The 15,045-nt window shown below is 64.4% G+C and carries 15 protein-coding genes and 1 tRNA gene; 4 read left to right on the top strand and 12 right to left on the bottom strand.

The annotated features are described in order from the left end of the window. Positions 1 to 16: 16 nt before the first annotated feature. The 8 genes from GRI97_RS00835 to GRI97_RS00800 form a co-directional block, all read right to left on the bottom strand. Positions 17 to 811, bottom strand: a complete 795-nt coding sequence (locus GRI97_RS00835) for a LytR/AlgR family response regulator transcription factor (protein WP_161389264.1) — start codon at positions 809 to 811, stop codon at positions 17 to 19. After that, complete coding sequence (locus GRI97_RS00830; protein ID WP_161389263.1) at positions 808 to 1,995, bottom strand: sensor histidine kinase; 1,188 nt, start codon at positions 1,993 to 1,995, stop codon at positions 808 to 810. The genes GRI97_RS00835 and GRI97_RS00830 overlap by 4 nt, the downstream gene beginning before the upstream one ends. A gap of 77 nt (positions 1,996 to 2,072) precedes the next feature. Then, positions 2,073 to 2,765, bottom strand: a complete 693-nt coding sequence (locus GRI97_RS00825) for a DsbA family protein (protein WP_161389262.1) — start codon at positions 2,763 to 2,765, stop codon at positions 2,073 to 2,075. Positions 2,766 to 2,776: 11 nt separating this feature from the next. Then, on the bottom strand, positions 2,777 to 4,132 hold the full coding sequence (locus tag GRI97_RS00820) for a M48 family metalloprotease (RefSeq protein ID WP_161389261.1): 1,356 nt from the start codon (positions 4,130 to 4,132) through the stop codon (positions 2,777 to 2,779). A gap of 106 nt (positions 4,133 to 4,238) precedes the next feature. Continuing rightward, positions 4,239 to 5,144 carry a PAS domain-containing protein gene (locus tag GRI97_RS00815; protein ID WP_161389260.1) on the bottom strand — a complete coding sequence of 302 codons (906 nt, stop codon included), beginning with the start codon at positions 5,142 to 5,144 and terminating at the stop codon, positions 4,239 to 4,241. A gap of 123 nt (positions 5,145 to 5,267) precedes the next feature. Beyond that, on the bottom strand, positions 5,268 to 5,840 hold the full coding sequence (locus GRI97_RS00810) for an MmcB family DNA repair protein (protein ID WP_161389259.1): 573 nt from the start codon (positions 5,838 to 5,840) through the stop codon (positions 5,268 to 5,270). A gap of 38 nt (positions 5,841 to 5,878) precedes the next feature. Continuing rightward, positions 5,879 to 6,292, bottom strand: coding sequence for a hypothetical protein (locus tag GRI97_RS00805; protein ID WP_235917558.1), 414 nt, complete (start codon positions 6,290 to 6,292; stop codon positions 5,879 to 5,881). 81 nt (positions 6,293 to 6,373) lie between these two features. Then, entirely contained in the window at positions 6,374 to 7,171 is a 798-nt protein-coding gene (locus GRI97_RS00800) for a hypothetical protein (RefSeq protein ID WP_161389258.1), read from the bottom strand. Between the two features lie 146 nt (positions 7,172 to 7,317). On the opposite strand from GRI97_RS00800, the gene GRI97_RS00795 reads away from it, so the two are divergent. From GRI97_RS00795 to GRI97_RS00780, 4 genes are all read left to right on the top strand, one after another. Beyond that, on the top strand, positions 7,318 to 7,713 hold the full coding sequence (locus GRI97_RS00795) for a DUF6152 family protein (protein ID WP_161389257.1): 396 nt from the start codon (positions 7,318 to 7,320) through the stop codon (positions 7,711 to 7,713). Between the two features lie 140 nt (positions 7,714 to 7,853). Then, positions 7,854 to 7,930 (top strand) — tRNA-Arg (locus GRI97_RS00790). A gap of 203 nt (positions 7,931 to 8,133) precedes the next feature. Beyond that, positions 8,134 to 8,934 carry an alpha/beta fold hydrolase gene (locus GRI97_RS00785; RefSeq protein WP_161389256.1) on the top strand — a complete coding sequence of 267 codons (801 nt, stop codon included), beginning with the start codon at positions 8,134 to 8,136 and terminating at the stop codon, positions 8,932 to 8,934. Then, a complete protein-coding gene (locus GRI97_RS00780; protein ID WP_161389255.1) occupies positions 8,931 to 10,247 on the top strand; it encodes a sensor domain-containing diguanylate cyclase in 1,317 nt (438 codons plus the stop codon). The genes GRI97_RS00785 and GRI97_RS00780 overlap by 4 nt, the downstream gene beginning before the upstream one ends. A gap of 67 nt (positions 10,248 to 10,314) precedes the next feature. Here GRI97_RS00780 and GRI97_RS00775 read toward each other — a convergent pair whose 3' ends face one another. From GRI97_RS00775 to GRI97_RS00760, 4 genes are all read right to left on the bottom strand, one after another. Further along, positions 10,315 to 10,872, bottom strand: a complete 558-nt coding sequence (locus tag GRI97_RS00775; protein ID WP_161389254.1) for a methylated-DNA--[protein]-cysteine S-methyltransferase — start codon at positions 10,870 to 10,872, stop codon at positions 10,315 to 10,317. Between the two features lie 72 nt (positions 10,873 to 10,944). Then, a complete protein-coding gene (locus tag GRI97_RS00770; protein ID WP_161389253.1) occupies positions 10,945 to 11,940 on the bottom strand; it encodes a Csu type fimbrial protein in 996 nt (331 codons plus the stop codon). Then, positions 11,931 to 14,276, bottom strand: a complete 2,346-nt coding sequence (locus GRI97_RS00765; protein WP_161389252.1) for a fimbria/pilus outer membrane usher protein — start codon at positions 14,274 to 14,276, stop codon at positions 11,931 to 11,933. Before GRI97_RS00765 ends, GRI97_RS00770 begins: the two co-directional genes overlap by 10 nt. Before the next feature lie 6 nt (positions 14,277 to 14,282). Further along, on the bottom strand, positions 14,283 to 15,044 hold the full coding sequence (locus GRI97_RS00760; RefSeq protein ID WP_161389251.1) for a fimbrial biogenesis chaperone: 762 nt from the start codon (positions 15,042 to 15,044) through the stop codon (positions 14,283 to 14,285). Between the last annotated feature and the right edge of the window lies 1 nt (position 15,045).

Genomic DNA, 15,045 nt, shown 5'->3' with positions numbered 1-15,045 from the left:
TTCGGATACTGCCGGATCAGTGGACGAAGCGCGCCACCACGTCGCGATAGGACCGGCTGACCTTCACCTCGGCCCCGGATTCCAGCACCAGGAAGCATTCGCCATTGGTGTGCGGCTTCACTTGGCGGACCTGATCCAGATTGACGATGGTGGACCGGTGGACGCGCTGGAACACGCGCGGATCCAGCCGGCGTTCCAGATCCTTCATCGTTTCGCGCAGGATCAGCGAATTGTCGCCGGTATAGATGCACATGTAATCGCCGGCCGCCTCGATATGTTCGATGGAATCGACATCCACGCGGAAGATCTGCCCGCGATCCTTCACATTGATCATCTTTTCATAACGGCCGGTGGATTCCTCCTCGATCGGCATGTTGTCGATCGCATCGGGGGCGACTTCGGCCAGCACATCCTTCAGCTTGCCCGCCTCTTCGGCAGAGCGTTTTTCCGCCAGCCGGGTGCGCACTCGGTCCAGCGTATCGGCCAGCTTGTCCACATCCACCGGCTTCATCAGATAGTTGACGGCATTCGCCTCGAACGCGCGGATCGCATGCTCTTCGAAGGCGGTGACGAACACGAACAGCGGCGGTTCGATTTCCATCACGCCCTTCACCACGGAAAACCCGTCAAAGCCGGGCATCTGGATGTCGAGAAACACCAGATCGGGCTTTTCGGTCTTGATCGCGCGGATCGCTTCGCGGCCGTTGGCGCAGGTGCCGATGATCTCCACATCGGTAAACGGCTCCAGCCGCAATTGCAGGCCCTGAATGGCGAGTTTCTCGTCATCGACGAGGAGGGTGCGAATGGTCATGCGTTGCTTTCGATGGGCTGCCTGTCTGGGTGGGGGGGAACAGGCAGAGTGGGGGAATTTTGTGGCTGCGTTGTGCCGGCAGCGGCGGCCTCTGTGGCGTCGTAGGGGATTTCGATGATGACGGTGAACCCGCCGTCAGCGGGGGATCGGATTTCAAACCTGTGATCGGCTCCGTATGCCTGCGACAGCCGATCACGGATATTGGCGAGACCTACCCCTGTCGAGCTGGTTCCGGCCAGCGGTGCAGAATTGCGGTCTGGCCGCGCCTGCAGGCCGGGCCCGGTGTCCGACACGGTGACGCGCAGCCGATCACCCACAACCTCTGCCGCCAGCGTGATCCGCGCCCCTTCTTCCTGCTGCGAAACCGCATATTTGATGGCGTTTTCGACCAGCGGCTGCAGCAGCAGGGACGGCAGGCACGCCTTGGCCGCCAGCGGATCGATGCGGAATTCGGTGCGCAACCGTTCCTCGAACCGCATCCGTTCGATATCGAGATAGAGCTTGAGCGTATCCACCTCCTGTTCCACCGTCACCCTGCCACCCGGCTGGGTGACGAGGGTGTGGCGCAGGAAGCTGGACAGCCGGGTCAGCATCGCATTGGCCGGTTCCGATTGCTGCAGCAGCACCAGCGTGCTGATCGAATTGAGCGTGTTGAACAGGAAATGCGGGTTCAACTGATAGCGCAGCATCGCCAGCTGGGCGCTGGTGGCATGGGCTTCCAGCCGTTCCAGCTGATCGGCCTGTTCTTCCACCTGCAGATAATAATTGATCGCGTAATAGAGCGCCGACCACGCGCCGAGCAGCGTCATGTCCATGTAAAACACGCCCAGCACCAGCTGCGCGAAGCTGGCCTCGCTGCCGGACTGGTACAGGCTGATGGTCCAGCCGTTGATGAAGGCGGACACACCCACCGCCACGGCCAGGGTGATCGCGGTCAGGCTCCAGGTCAGCAGCGGCGAACGGTTGATCAGCTTGCCGTAGATGACGGACAGCACCAGGCTGATCGAAAAGCCGGTGATCGTGGCGATCAGCACCAGCACCAGGAAGGACAGGGGCTTCTCATTGGCCAGGCTGGTCATGGCGCGCAGCAGCGCCGCCCCGCCCCAGCCGATGAATTGCAACCGCCAGAAGGCGCGGTTCTTGTCCTTGAAGAACGGCGCCGGGCGGAACGGCAGCATGGTCATCTGCCCGCCGGGCGCCGCCGCATTCTGCCGGGCCGGCCGCTTGCGCCTGCCGAAAGGGGCCACAGGCAACAAGACTGTCAGGACTTGCGCGCCTCTGCAATGGCGGCACCAATCGCCTCGCCACCGACCGCGCCGGCCAGGATCTTGTCGCCGGTCACCCAGCCAGGCGTGCCGCTGATCCCCAGATTCTGCGCCAGCTGGGCATTCTGCTGCAGATGCGCATCATAGATGCCATTGGCGATGGCCGCCTGCGCCTTTTCCAGATCGACACCCGCTTCGCGTGCAGCGGCCGTAATGCTGTCGGCGCTCGGCTGGCCCAGGCGGAACATGGCATCGTGGAAGGCGGCAAACTTGCCCTGTTCGGCGGCAGCCAGCGCCATGCGCGCGGCGTCGACGCTTTCCGGGCTCAGGATCGGGAACTCGCGTACCACCACCCGCAGATCGGGATTGGCGGCGATCAGGGCCTGCACATCAGCCACGCTCTTGGCGCAATAGCCGCAGGCATAATCGGTGAATTCGACCAGCGTTACCGTGCCCTTGGGATTGCCGAGCACCGCGCCGGGGAAGGCACGTTCCAGTTCGGCCCGCTGCGGCCCGATCCGGCCGGCCAGATCCCGCTGCTGCAACACCTGCATCGCTTCGGGCAACACCTCGGGGTGGGCCATCAGATAATCGCGCGTCGCATTCTGGCCCAGGCCGGAAACATGCCACAGGGCGGCACCGGCAAAACCGGCGATCAGGGCGACGATAGAAGTAAGCAACCAACGCATGGCTTTACCGATTACCGGCGGTCCTTCTCTCGTTCAAGCGTGGCCCGCGCCTGCATGGCAATATCCTGCGCCCGCAACCAGTCCGGGCTGCCGGTCGGCAGGCTGCGTTCGGCCGCTTCGGCGTTTTGCAATGCCCCGCGCGGCTGATTGCTCATGATCTGCTGTTCGGCGCTGGCCAGCTGCGCACGGGGGATGTCGCCCCGCCCGGCATAGACGAGCCCCAGCTGATACCAGGCGAAGGGATTTTCCCGATCCCGCCCCACGGCCGCACGCAGCACGCGTTCCGCCTCGGCCAGATTGTTCTGGTCTTCGGTGGCGAGCAGCGCATGGCCGAATGTCGCGGCGATCAGCGGATTGTTGCCGGTCAACTCGGTTGCGCGGCGCAGCGGCGCCAGCGCATCGCGCGGTCGCCCGGATTCGAGCAGCACCTGGCCCTTCAGCTCCAGAAAATAGGGATCATCGGGATCCAGCGCCAACAGCGCATCGGTTTCCTTCAGCGCGTCGTCGATCCGCGCATCCTTGTGATAGGCATAGGCGCGGGCATAATGCGCCCCGACATCGGTCAGATGCGCGGGATAGGAATTGAGCGTCTGCACCGGGGTGGCGAGATAGCCGAAGAGCTTGGCCTTGGCGCGCAGGAAGCGGCGCTGCTGTTCCGGATCGGGCGGCGTGTCCCACGCTGCATCCCGCTCATAATCATCCTGCAGCCGTGCGATGCGGTCGCCAGACAGCGGGTGCGTGCGGCCAAAAGCGGCATCGTCATCCTGGCTGTAGCCGTAGCGGAATTCCTGGTTCTGCAGCTTCTTGAAAAAGGCGATCGAACCGCGCCCGGTAATCCCGGCGGTGGAGAGATATTGCACGCCGGCCGCGTCCGCGCTCGATTCCTGCACCCGGCTGAACGACAGGAAGCTGCCCATGGCCGCCTGCTGCCCCAGCGCCATGGCGCCCATACCCGCCTCACCGGCCCCGGCCAGCATGGCCGCAACGCCGACCAACATGGACAGAATCGAAATGGTCGATGCCTTGCCCATGCCCTCATAGGCGCGAATGATGTGGCCGCCGGTGATATGGCCCAGCTCATGCGCGAGCACGCCCTGCACCTCATTGGCGGTATCGGCGGCATTGATCAGCCCGGAATGGATATAGATCCGCTGCCCGCCGGCGACGAAGGCATTGATCGAAGGATCATTGATGATCACCACATCGACCGCGCCACGCTGCAATCCGGCAGCCTCTGTCAGCGGGTCGACCAGTTCCTGCAGCAGGGCTTCGGTTTCTGCGTCGCGCAGGATCGATTGGGCCGCAGCGGGCTGCGCGGCAATGATCATCGCCGCCAGAAAGGCCAGAATATGGGCGAAGTTACGCATCAAGCAGGAAGGGTAACCGATTCCGGGCTGAACAGGAAATGAAGCCGGCCCTTTGCCGGCCATCGCCCGATCCAGCCGGCAACAGTCTGCCAAATCAGCCGGACAATCAGCCGAGCAGCCGCTGGGCGGCATGGCCCAGCAGCGCCGGATCTTCCGGGATTTCGCCCAGGATCGTGATCTGGCCCGGCCCGTCGCGACGGATCAGCGCCAGCGAAAATTCGGGTCCATCCTGCCGCAGATCTTCCAGCAGGCACCCGGTCATGGCGCGCAGGCGGGCGGGCAGGCCTTCGCCCGCATCGCTCCTGTCAGCCTCATCCGCGCCATCATGGATGATCGTATCGACTAGGCCGAACCCCTCGATCAGGCAGGGACCATCGGCCCAGTCCGTCATCGGCAGGGCAAAGCCGGATTTGTGATCGCCGCGATCGGCCAGCATCCGGCCGATCTCATGCTGCAGGTCGCTGGCCGTGCGGGCATCGACCTGTTCTTTCCAGTTGATCACGCCGTAGATGAAATCCACCGTCCGGTCGTCTGCCGAAAAGGGCAGCAATATGCCGCGATAGAGGATGGTGGCGTTACGCTGGTTGATGAATTCTGCGGCAAAACCGACCGGCGCCTCATTGTCGATGGTCTGCGCCCAATGATCGCTGATCTGGTTCAGCAGCGATGATGTCGGCAGATCGTTCAGAGTGCGCGGCCGCTCGCCGGCCACCCCGCATTCTTCCGCCAGCGACTGCCCCAGATAGGCGATCGCCGGGTCGGCACGGCCGGCCGTGAAATCGAGCAATATGCTGAAAGGGCCGAATTCCGGAATGCTCGGATCCAGATCGGATGGCGCAGGATAGTTGCGATGCTGCAGCAGGCTGGCCCAATGGTTGTAGGCGCGCACCTGCATCCGGCGTTCGCTCTGCCCGATATCGATCGGGGCCGCCTCTACGCCGAAATCCTCTTCGTCCGGATCGCCATCACGATCGCCGCCGAACGGGTCGAAGGATCCACGCAGCCTGTCCATTCGAAATACCCTTCAGTTCCCGTGTTCCTCATGGCGGATCTTGGTAACTCAAAGGTTAAATTCCGCCATCAGGACGGAGCATCCAGGTCGGCCCAGCGCATCCGGTCGGCGAGCATAACCCGCTCAGCCCGCTTCGTCACCCCAACGCGCACAATGCGGATCGGCCGCCACCAGATGACGCCGCAGCGCCGCCCGTGCCAGCCTTTCCACCTCCACCCGCCGGCGGGCAGCGGCAAGCGCTCGCGTGGGCGCCGGACGCAGGATTTCCGCGTCATAGGCATCGGCCACGATCACCCCGCAGCAGTCGGGATGAAACGCCGGGGTTTCCAGGCAGGCGCGATCGAGTTCGGGTGGCAAACCCCAATAGAAGCGGTCGCAGAAGTCGAGATAGTCCGGCCATTTGGCATCGCCGAGCAGATCGGAGCGTGCCGTCTTGATCTCCACGATCACGACCTGCCCCTTGGGATCGATCCCCATCAGATCCGCCCGGCGGCCATTGCGCAGCGGCATTTCGCCCAGCATCCAGATGCCGTTGCGGGCAAACAGCCGGCAAATGCCGCGCGCGACCTCCGCCGAACGGCGCAATTCCTGCGTCACGACGGGATTTGCGGCAAGGTTTGCGGCAGTGTTTGCTGCGGCATCTGCAACATGGGCGGCGGGTGCGCCTGCATCTGCCAGGATTCGGGCCTCGTTCATTCCGCCATGCTGGAACGAATGAGGAACACCGTCAAGTGCTAGCGCCGGTCGAGATCCGGGAAATGATCATCCTCTGGCGGCAGCAGCGCCAGAATCGCCGCCCGGGCGCTGGCGAATTCAGCCCACAGCGCCATGGCCGCCGGGCGGGCATCGGCCCCGCGCCCGCGAATGGCCAACAACGCGGCCAGCCCATGTTCCATCACCGACGAGAGATCGGATACCGCGTTTTCCGCCTGGCTCCGGCGCCATGCTTCGGCATCGCGAATCAGCACGGGGAAATTGCGGATTGCCCGGTTCGGCTTTTCCGGTTCCATTCCGGCCATCACGCACACGATCTCTGCCGCGTCACACATGGCCGCCCAGCGGATGCCGGTGGCATTGGCGGAACCGGCACCGAAAACCGTGCGGGATCGGCCGGATGTTCCGGCGCGGGGGGGCGTGAACGCATTCATCACCCCAACCCTAGCCAGATCAGATTGCCAATTCGTTAGCGCCGCTTGCCGCCCCCTCGGCTTCCGACGCCCATCGTCTCCTCAGGGTTCCACCGCCGGGCCGAAGGGATCCTCTTCATCCAGACCCAGGTCGATATTGGCGCCGCCTTCTTCCGACCGCAGCCGGTTGTTTTCCGCGCAGACATATTCGCGGATCTCCCAATCCGCATGCTTGCGATAGGCGGTCTGCATCACATAGGGCGCGGCCAGCACATCGGGATCGGTGATGGTGGTTTCCACCCGCAGCACTTCGGGCGATTCCAACCACATCCTTTCATGAATGCGCATGTTTTCGCCGTGGTCGATCCCGGCGGCGATCTGAATCTGCGGAGAGAAGCCGATCGTATCGACCAGCAGCGTATCACCGTCCCAGCGGCCGATCGAACTGCCGTTGAACAGCAGATCGGGATCTTCGGGCAAAGGGCGGCCATCGGTGTAGATCCGCCGCGCCTGGCTGTAGGTTTCGGCGAAGATCGTCACCCGTCCCGGCGTGTAGAGAAATTCGATCGGATAGGGCATGCGCATGATCTGCGGCATGCCGGGCGGCAGGCAATGCACCTGTGCTTCCTGATCGACCCCTTCGGCTTCCTGTTTCTTGCGGAAAGCATCGAATTTCGCCTGCGCCGCCGGGGTCAGCGACGGATCGGCCGGGCGCCGCCCGCCTTCGCCGAACAGCAGCGACCAGTCCGGATTCCAGACCCCGCTGAAATCGGGCAGTTTTTCAATGTCCGCATAGCCGGTTGCGCGGGGAATCGCATTGTCCTGCGCGCCGGCCGCCGTCGCCAGCGCCAATGCTGCCGCGCCAGCCATCCACCACGCCGCATGAATCCAAGCCTGCATTTTTTTCTCCAGGTTCCTGCTCCTCAACCCTGCTTTTTTGCGGCCTTGTTGAACAAGTCAAGGGATGCTTGATTCTATCAAATGATTGCGAGAAAAGGAGCCTGATACTGAGCGCCTGCAGAGCTGCCAGATTGAGGAGAAGCACGATGTCCACCCGCGGAATTCGCACCCGAATTGCCATCATCGCCACGGCAGCGATCGGCGCGGCAGCCATGGCCATGCCGGGGTCCGCCCACCATTCCACCGCCATGTTCGAATGGGGCAAACCCACCGAAATGAAAAATGTGACGGTCGAACGCTGGGATTGGACCAATCCGCACACCTTTCTCTATGTCCGCGATGCCCAGGGCAATCGCTGGGCGTTTGAGGGGATGAGCCCCAACCATCTGGTGCGCGAAGGATGGTCGAAACGGTCCTTCACAGCCGGCGAACGAATCGACCTGACCTATTACGCCCTGCGCGATTCCCGTCGCGGCGGCTTCAATGTCACGGTGACCAAGGCCAATGGTTCGCGGCTGATCCAGCTGCCCGGCGCGCGCTGATCGGGCCCATCATCCCGCGCCACCGCAACCGCGGCGCCCCGGGATGACGCCCTTGCCATGGCCCGCCCGATGCAGGATTGTCATTTGTCCGACATTGAAGGCTTGGCGGGCGCCGCTTGTGTTGCTAGGCGGGCGGCCAGGCACCCGTAGCTCAGCTGGATAGAGCGCTGCCCTCCGAAGGCAGAGGTCACAGGTTCGAATCCTGTCGGGTGCACCATTTCTCGAAAATCCATACGGCTGCATTTTTTGCCAGCCTTTCGAGCAAAAAAATGGCTGTTTTCCGCCATTAACCATGTCGAATCAGGGCGGTCACCCGACTTCTGCAACGCTTCGCCCACGACAGGCCGCATCCCTGGTTGCGTTTGCCCGGATGGGTGAACTACGCCTCGTTCGCAAATGCGGAATCGACAGGTGGCGAGGATGGAGTTTTTCCGGAAACTGAGCGGTCGACGCAGCGGGCTGGGGCGCCAGGTGGCCGTTCTCGCCCATGGCTTTGGCACCGACCAATCGGCCTGGAGCAGCCTGCGCCCCTGGTTCGACGCGCGGTATGATGTCATCTCCTTCGATCTGGCCGGTTGCGGCGCGCGCGGGGCGGAAACCTATGATTTCGACCGGCACGGCACGATCTTCGGCTATGCTGATGATCTGATCGACCTGATCGACGAAATCGATACGCAGAACATCGTCTATGTCGGCCATTCCATGAGCGGGATGATCGGCGCGGCGGCGGCCTGCGCCCGGCCTGGGCTGTTCGATCGGCTGGTGATGATCGGGGCATCGCCGCGCTATCTGAACGATGGCGACTATTTCGGCGGCTTCGAACAGAGCGATCTGGACCAGCTGTTCGACAGCATGGCCGCGAATTTCCAGGCCTGGGTCGCCGGCTTCGCGCCCATGGTGGTCGGCGTACCCGACAACACCACCATCACCGATTTCTCCCGCACGCTGTGCCAGATGCAGCCGGACATCGCGCTCAACATATCCCGCACCATCTTCAGTTCCGACATGCGGCAGACGGCCACCCGGATCCGCCGCCCCGTGCATCTGATCCAGACCTCCGCCGATATGGCCGTTCCCACCGCCGTGGGCACCTGGCTGGCCAATGCCATTCCCGGGGCAACGCTGGATGTGATCGATGCGGCGGGCCACCTGCCGCATATGACCGCCGCGAACGAGGTACAGCGCATTCTGGACAGTAACCTGTTGGCGAAGGCTGCATGACCGCAAGTCCAGCGGGCGGCATCGACGCACTCTGCCGATTTATCCAGCAGGCCTGCCGCGCGGATCTGGTGCTGGCCGTGGAAGTGGACGGCACCGGGCGCGCTGTGCCCGCCGGCGCATCCAGCGTGCAGGCGTTCGGCGCCTGCAATCTGCAGCGCAGCGGATTGCTGGATCGCAGCTGGGCCACCTCGCCCGTTCCGGCGAATGATTTCCGCCTGCCCAGTGCGATCCTCCATGCGCTGAACCAGCCCCCCGCATCGCTGCTGTTCGTGCCCACCCCGGTGGACCATGCCCCCGCCAGCGGCCTGTTGCTGCTGTGGGCCGACGAAGCCCCGCCACTGTCGGTCATCGGCGAACTGCCCCTGCTGGGGGACAGCATAGCGCGGCTGCTGTCCGCCCGGCGGGACAGCGTTCGTCAACTGGCCATGCGCGATCAGTTCAGCGATCTGTTCGAAAGCGTGCCGTCCGGCATCGTGCTGATCGATGGTGATGGCCAGGGCGCCATGATCAATGAACGCGCCGGGGTGTTGCTGGGCTGCGATGCGGGCCAGCACAGGGCCGGCAAGCTGGCGGACATGATGCGCCGCCTGCGCGAAAACTGCAGCAACAGGGAAGAGCTGGAACGGGCCTATGCCGCCCATGTCAGCGACGTCAATTTCTCCGCCTCCATGCATTGGACGCTGGGCGAACGCACGCTGGAGGTGACCACCCATCCCGTCCGCGGTGAAGGGGGGGAAGGGCGAATCTGGCTGTTCACCGATGTGACCGCCGAACTGATGATGGCGGCCGAACTGCGCCGCCTGGCCACCTCCGATCCGCTGACCGGCGTGCCCAACCGGCGCCATTTCGAAGAACGATCGGCCGAAATTCTGGCCGCACGCCAGGCGGGTAGCGGCCATTCGGTCACGGTGATGATGCTCGATGTCGATCATTTCAAGCGTATCAACGACAATTACGGCCACCCCGCCGGCGACGAGGTGCTCAAGGTCGTGGCCAGGCGCTGCCGCGAAGCCCTGCGCGATCGGGACCTGTTCGCCCGTTTCGGTGGGGAGGAATTTATCGCCCTGCTCGCCAGTTCGGTCGAGGACGATCTTCCCGCCATCGCCGAACGCGTGCGCGCCGCGATTGCGGATGAGCCGGTGCAGCTGGGCGATCTGTCCATCCCGATCACCGTCAGCATCGGCACCGCCACCGCCGAAGTCGTCAAGACGCTGGGCAGCAATCTGATGGACGACCTGATCGGCCGCGCGGACGAGGCGCTGTATCAGGCCAAGCAGGGCGGCCGAAACCGGGTGATGATGGCCCGATCCTGAAATGCACAAGTTCTGAAACGCCCAGGCCCTGATTCCCAGGGCGGCAAGTGAACGGGGCGACCGCCGGTCAGAAACCGAACCCCATCTGGGCCGTCGCCTCCACGGAAGCGCGCTCCACCCCTTCCAGCGTCAGCATATGCACCTTGGACAGCGATCCGCCCGGTGCGGAAAAGCCGCCGATGCGGCCATTGGCGGCCCTGACCCGATGGCAGGGAATGATCAGCGGCACGGGATTGCTCGCCATCGCCTGCCCCACCGCGCGGGCCGCCTCTGGCGCGGCGTCCAACGCCCTGGCCACGGCGCCATAGGTCGTTACTTCCCCCCAGCCCAGAGCGCGGACATGGGCATAGACCCGCGTGAAGAAATCGCCCTGCGGTCCCAAATCGACCGGCACCGCGGCAAAATCCACCCGCTCACCGGTGAAACAGCGGCAGGCCATGTCGATCACCTCGCACATTCCCGGCGGCGGTTCCGCCCTGCGCGCATCGGGCAGTCGCCGCAGCAGCGCCTGCCCGGCCTCGCGCGCGGTGGGCGCAGGCAGGCGGAAGCTCGTCACCCCGCCCGTACCCCAGCCGATCGCGGCAAAGCCGGTGGCTGTTTCGAACACCTGATAATGATGGGCCATGATGCAATCTCGACCGCGCCGGATCGCGCCACCCACCATATCATTATCGCGATGCGGCGGGGCAAGGCCCGTTCAGAAGATCACATCCAGCTGGATCGTATCCAGATAATTGCCCGGCGGCGGGGTGATCTGGCCGGACAGGATCACTGCCCGATAGGTATAGGTCTGATTGGTCGAGGAATTGTACACCCCGGCATTGGTATCGGCCGTGCTGCTGCTGCGGCGCGCGGTGCCGACCGCGCCCCAGCGTTCGGTGGAGGCGGTGGTCTTGTAGATCTCGTAGTTCAGATAGTTCGTACCGCTGCGCATGCGCCGCACCGTGCCCGAAGCATTGGCTCCGTTGTTCAGGCCAACCGTATAGGCGGCCCCGGCGCTGCAACGGATCTGGATGGTGCGCGTCACGGCGTTGAAGGCCCCGACCAGCGGCGCCGTGCCGAAGGCCAGGCTGGGTGCGGTAATCACGCAATCATTCTGCACGACCAGTTCCACCGTCACCGTGACCGGAACCCCCTGCCCCCAATTGGTGGGGGCGCCAAGCAGGGGGCGGACAAGGCCGGGACTGTTGGAATAGCTCAGACAGGCGGCCACCCCCACCGAACAGACCGAATAGAACCACCGCAGATTGATCGTGCCGGTGTAGGTGCCTGCGCGCAGATTGGCTGTCGGCGATGTGCGGATGAACAGCGGGATGGTGCTGTTCTGCCCGGCAAACAGGGTCAGAATGGCCGTCGATGACAGGTCCAGGGTGGTGTTGGCGACCAGCGGCGCCCCGCCCGACGTCCTTGATGCAGTAAAGGGAATGGTCAAACCGCCCGGCCCCGTCAGCACCGAACTGATGCTTTCGGTCCGCAGCCTTATGTAATGATCGGTCAGCAAGGCCAGGGTTACATTGCAGCTGAGACCCGCCGAACCGCTGCCTGACTGAGCGGTGGTGGCCACGGTGTAGGAACTGACCCCAGGCAGGGCGATGGTGGAATTGGCGGTGGTGCAGGCGCTGGCGGGCTGCGCGCACAGGGCGGCGATCAGCACAGCCAGCAAGGCCAGGGCGCGACGCAGGATTACCGGCATGTCAGATCCCCCAGATCGATGATTTCTTCATCGGATGCGCCAACCTCGAAGCTTGCGCTGCAGCTGCCGCCTTCGGGCAGGGTGACCTGCAACACGTTGGCGGGCGCGACATTTTCCAGATAGATCAGCCCATCCCACCCGACATAGGTTTCCAGCCCGTCGTTCAGCCGGGCGATCGCCCCGGCGGGCAACGGTTCGCCGGCCGCATCGCGGATCGTCCCGCGCGCGGCGACAACCTCTTGCACCGCGAAACGGATCACATGGCCGCTGCCGGCCGCGATCTTGACCTGCTGGCTGACCAGCGGCGCCCGGACATTGGCGGGCAGCGCCAGCGTATCGATGTCGTAACGCGCGGGGTAATAAGCGCTGGCCGCCGGGATCAGCAGCTGGCCATTGCTGTCGGTTTCACCGATCAGCTGGTTTTCATAACGCACCGGTATGCCCGCCTGGCCATTGGTGCTGACCACGGCGAAGGCATCGGTCACCCGATTGGCCACGAACAATCCGCCATCCATCATCACCAGCGATCCGGTCGCACCGAACCAGCCGACGGCATTGTCGCGGCCATAGGCGCCCGCGCGCAGCAACACAGGCTGGGTGCGCCAGATCGCCTCCGCCCGCCAGGATGGAGTATCGCCATCTTCGCTGACTGCGCTGGCATTCCAGCCGAGCCCGCCTTCCACCGGTACGGGCAGCGAATAATCGGCGCGCAGGCCGATTCGCCCGTTCTGGTTGCGTGCCGCACCCCCGCTCAGGATACCGCCACCCAGCGGAATGCTCAGCGTGATGGCCCCGAACCAGCTCTTTTGCTCGAATTCATGCGACAACGACAGGTTGAGCCGCGTTTCCCCGCTCAGCGGCAGCACCCAGGCCGCATTGACCAGCCGGCTGTCCTGCGCCCTTTCGCGCTCGAGATCGAAATAGCCTAGACCGACCGTGCCCAGCTGCCCCAGGGAGAATGCCGCCGTGGCCGACGTCTGCCGTTCCCAGCCGCGATCATTCCGGTCGATTAGACCGAGATCGACATAGTCGGCATCCTGCCGCACATGCCGCACGCCGATGGAAAAGGTTTCGGTCTGATATTCATGGCCCACAGTCAGCTGGCCGCCGCTCTTCCCCCGATGGAAACTGCGGCTGTAGGATGCGCTCGTCAGGCCCAGATTGCCTATCGACACCACCGCCCCGGCGCCGCCGACCTTCAGATCATCGGCAAATTCCGCTCGCATTTCCAGCGTGATATCGCTGGTCAGACCGTGCCTGGCAGAGGCGCTGGCCGCATAGGCGCCATAGTCGAAACTGCGCAGGCCATAGTTGCGCCGGAACGCGCCGGCCGACACGGCATAATCGGTCAGCCTCGGGCGCAGCAGCGTGCTGCCGACATAGAAGGGCATGGCCGTCGCGACGCTGCGGCCATGCATGTCGGTGACGATCAGATTGGCCTGGCCATAGCCATTGATCGGCGGCAGCGTGTCGAGCGAAAACGGCCCCGGCTGCACCTGCGCCCCGGCAATTCGCCGGCCATTAACCACCAGCTCCACCGTGGAAGGCAGCGCCGCCGTGCCGGCGAATTCGGGCAGTGGATAGGTGATCACATCGGGGCGAACGGAAAAGTCGCGCGACACCTGCACCCCGCCCAGCCGCACCGCCGGCACCCAGGGCAGCGTGCGGGTGATGATGTCCCCTGCCTCCACCGTGGTCATGCTGCGTTCGTCGGACCAGCGGATGTAGCTGTCGAAGCGGACATAACCGTTCACCGTGCCGCTGCGCAGCGCGCCGGTGGTGGACGCCATTCCCCCCATGCCGAAGGCCCGCGCCTCATGCCACAGCGATGCCTGCACCGGCATGCCGGCGCCGCCGGTCACATAGACATCGTAATTCAGCAGCGCGCCCATGTCATATCGGGCCGGCTCGAACGCGCCGCTGCGCCCCCCGACCCGTTGCGCGGGCAGTTTTTCCGGCGACACGGTCAGGTGCAGGATCTGGCGCGGCGCATCGTAATCGGCCTGCACCCCTTCCAGCGTGTCGAGGAAAACCAGTTCCTGATCCCCGGCGATCAACAGCCCTGCATGCCGCAGATCGGCCATGCGCATCTGGAACCGGTCACCATGGCGGATCACCGATGCCACGATCCCGGTCCGCATCGCATTGACGAACAGCTCCAGCTCCAGGCGCTGGCTGGCGGGGATATCACTCGATTTGGCCGGGGGGGGCAGATCGTCATAGCTGTGATATTCCGCCACCCGCTCGTTCGCGGCCCGTCCCGCCACCGGATATCCCAGCGCAATCGCCATCGTGGACACCAGCAGCAGATCCGATCGGGCGATCCCACCAGTCACGCCAGCTCATCCCGGCTGACGCTCTATGCGAAGCGCTTCCTCTCCATTGACCGTCGCGGTCAGCTCGGTCGCATCGCCGATGCTGTCGGGCAGGTCCCAGCGCATGGAAGACGCGGGCAGCACATAGCCGAACAGCCCCTCCGCCACGGTCCAGCGCTCGCGTCCGTTCGCCAGCGCCACATCGGTCAGCCGGGCATGGCCGGCCCCGGTGTTGCTGATTTCCAGGAAGCGTTTGCCGCCGTCGGACCCAATGCGCCACGCCATCTGCGGCACCGGCCGGGGTGCGGGCTTGCCCGGTTCGGCCTGGTTGGCGGCATAGGAAAACAGCGGCAGGGAATAGCGCATGCGAAAACTGACCGCAGCCCCGGACGCCGATGCCCCGTCGCTGGTCGGCACTTCATCGATCACCAGCCGATAGGGCCGCTCGGCCTCCACCGGGGGCGGGGTCGTGCGCGTCAGCCGCACCAATTGCTTGTCACCGGGCTGGATCGTGATGATCGGCGGGGTGCCCAGTATTTCATCCTGTTCGGCATAGGCATCGCGCCCATCCTGCTGCGCCCAGGCGAACACACGCACCTGCACGGTCACCGCGTTCCGGCCCTTGTTTTCCAGCCACAGCGCACCCGCGCGCATATCCGCCTCGATGACCGGATTGACCGGCCAGATCAGCACCGAAGCGCCGGATTGGGCCAGGGCGATGCCGGGAATGGCCAGCGCCGGCAGAGCCAGCAGCCCGCCGACAATCATGGACAGCAATCGGTGGGTCATC

Source organism: Croceibacterium xixiisoli (assembly GCF_009827305.1).
GTDB lineage: Bacteria > Pseudomonadota > Alphaproteobacteria > Sphingomonadales > Sphingomonadaceae > Croceibacterium_C > Croceibacterium_C xixiisoli.
Note: the sequence above shows the minus strand (reverse complement) of the source record. Positions and strands in the feature narration are given on the sequence as shown.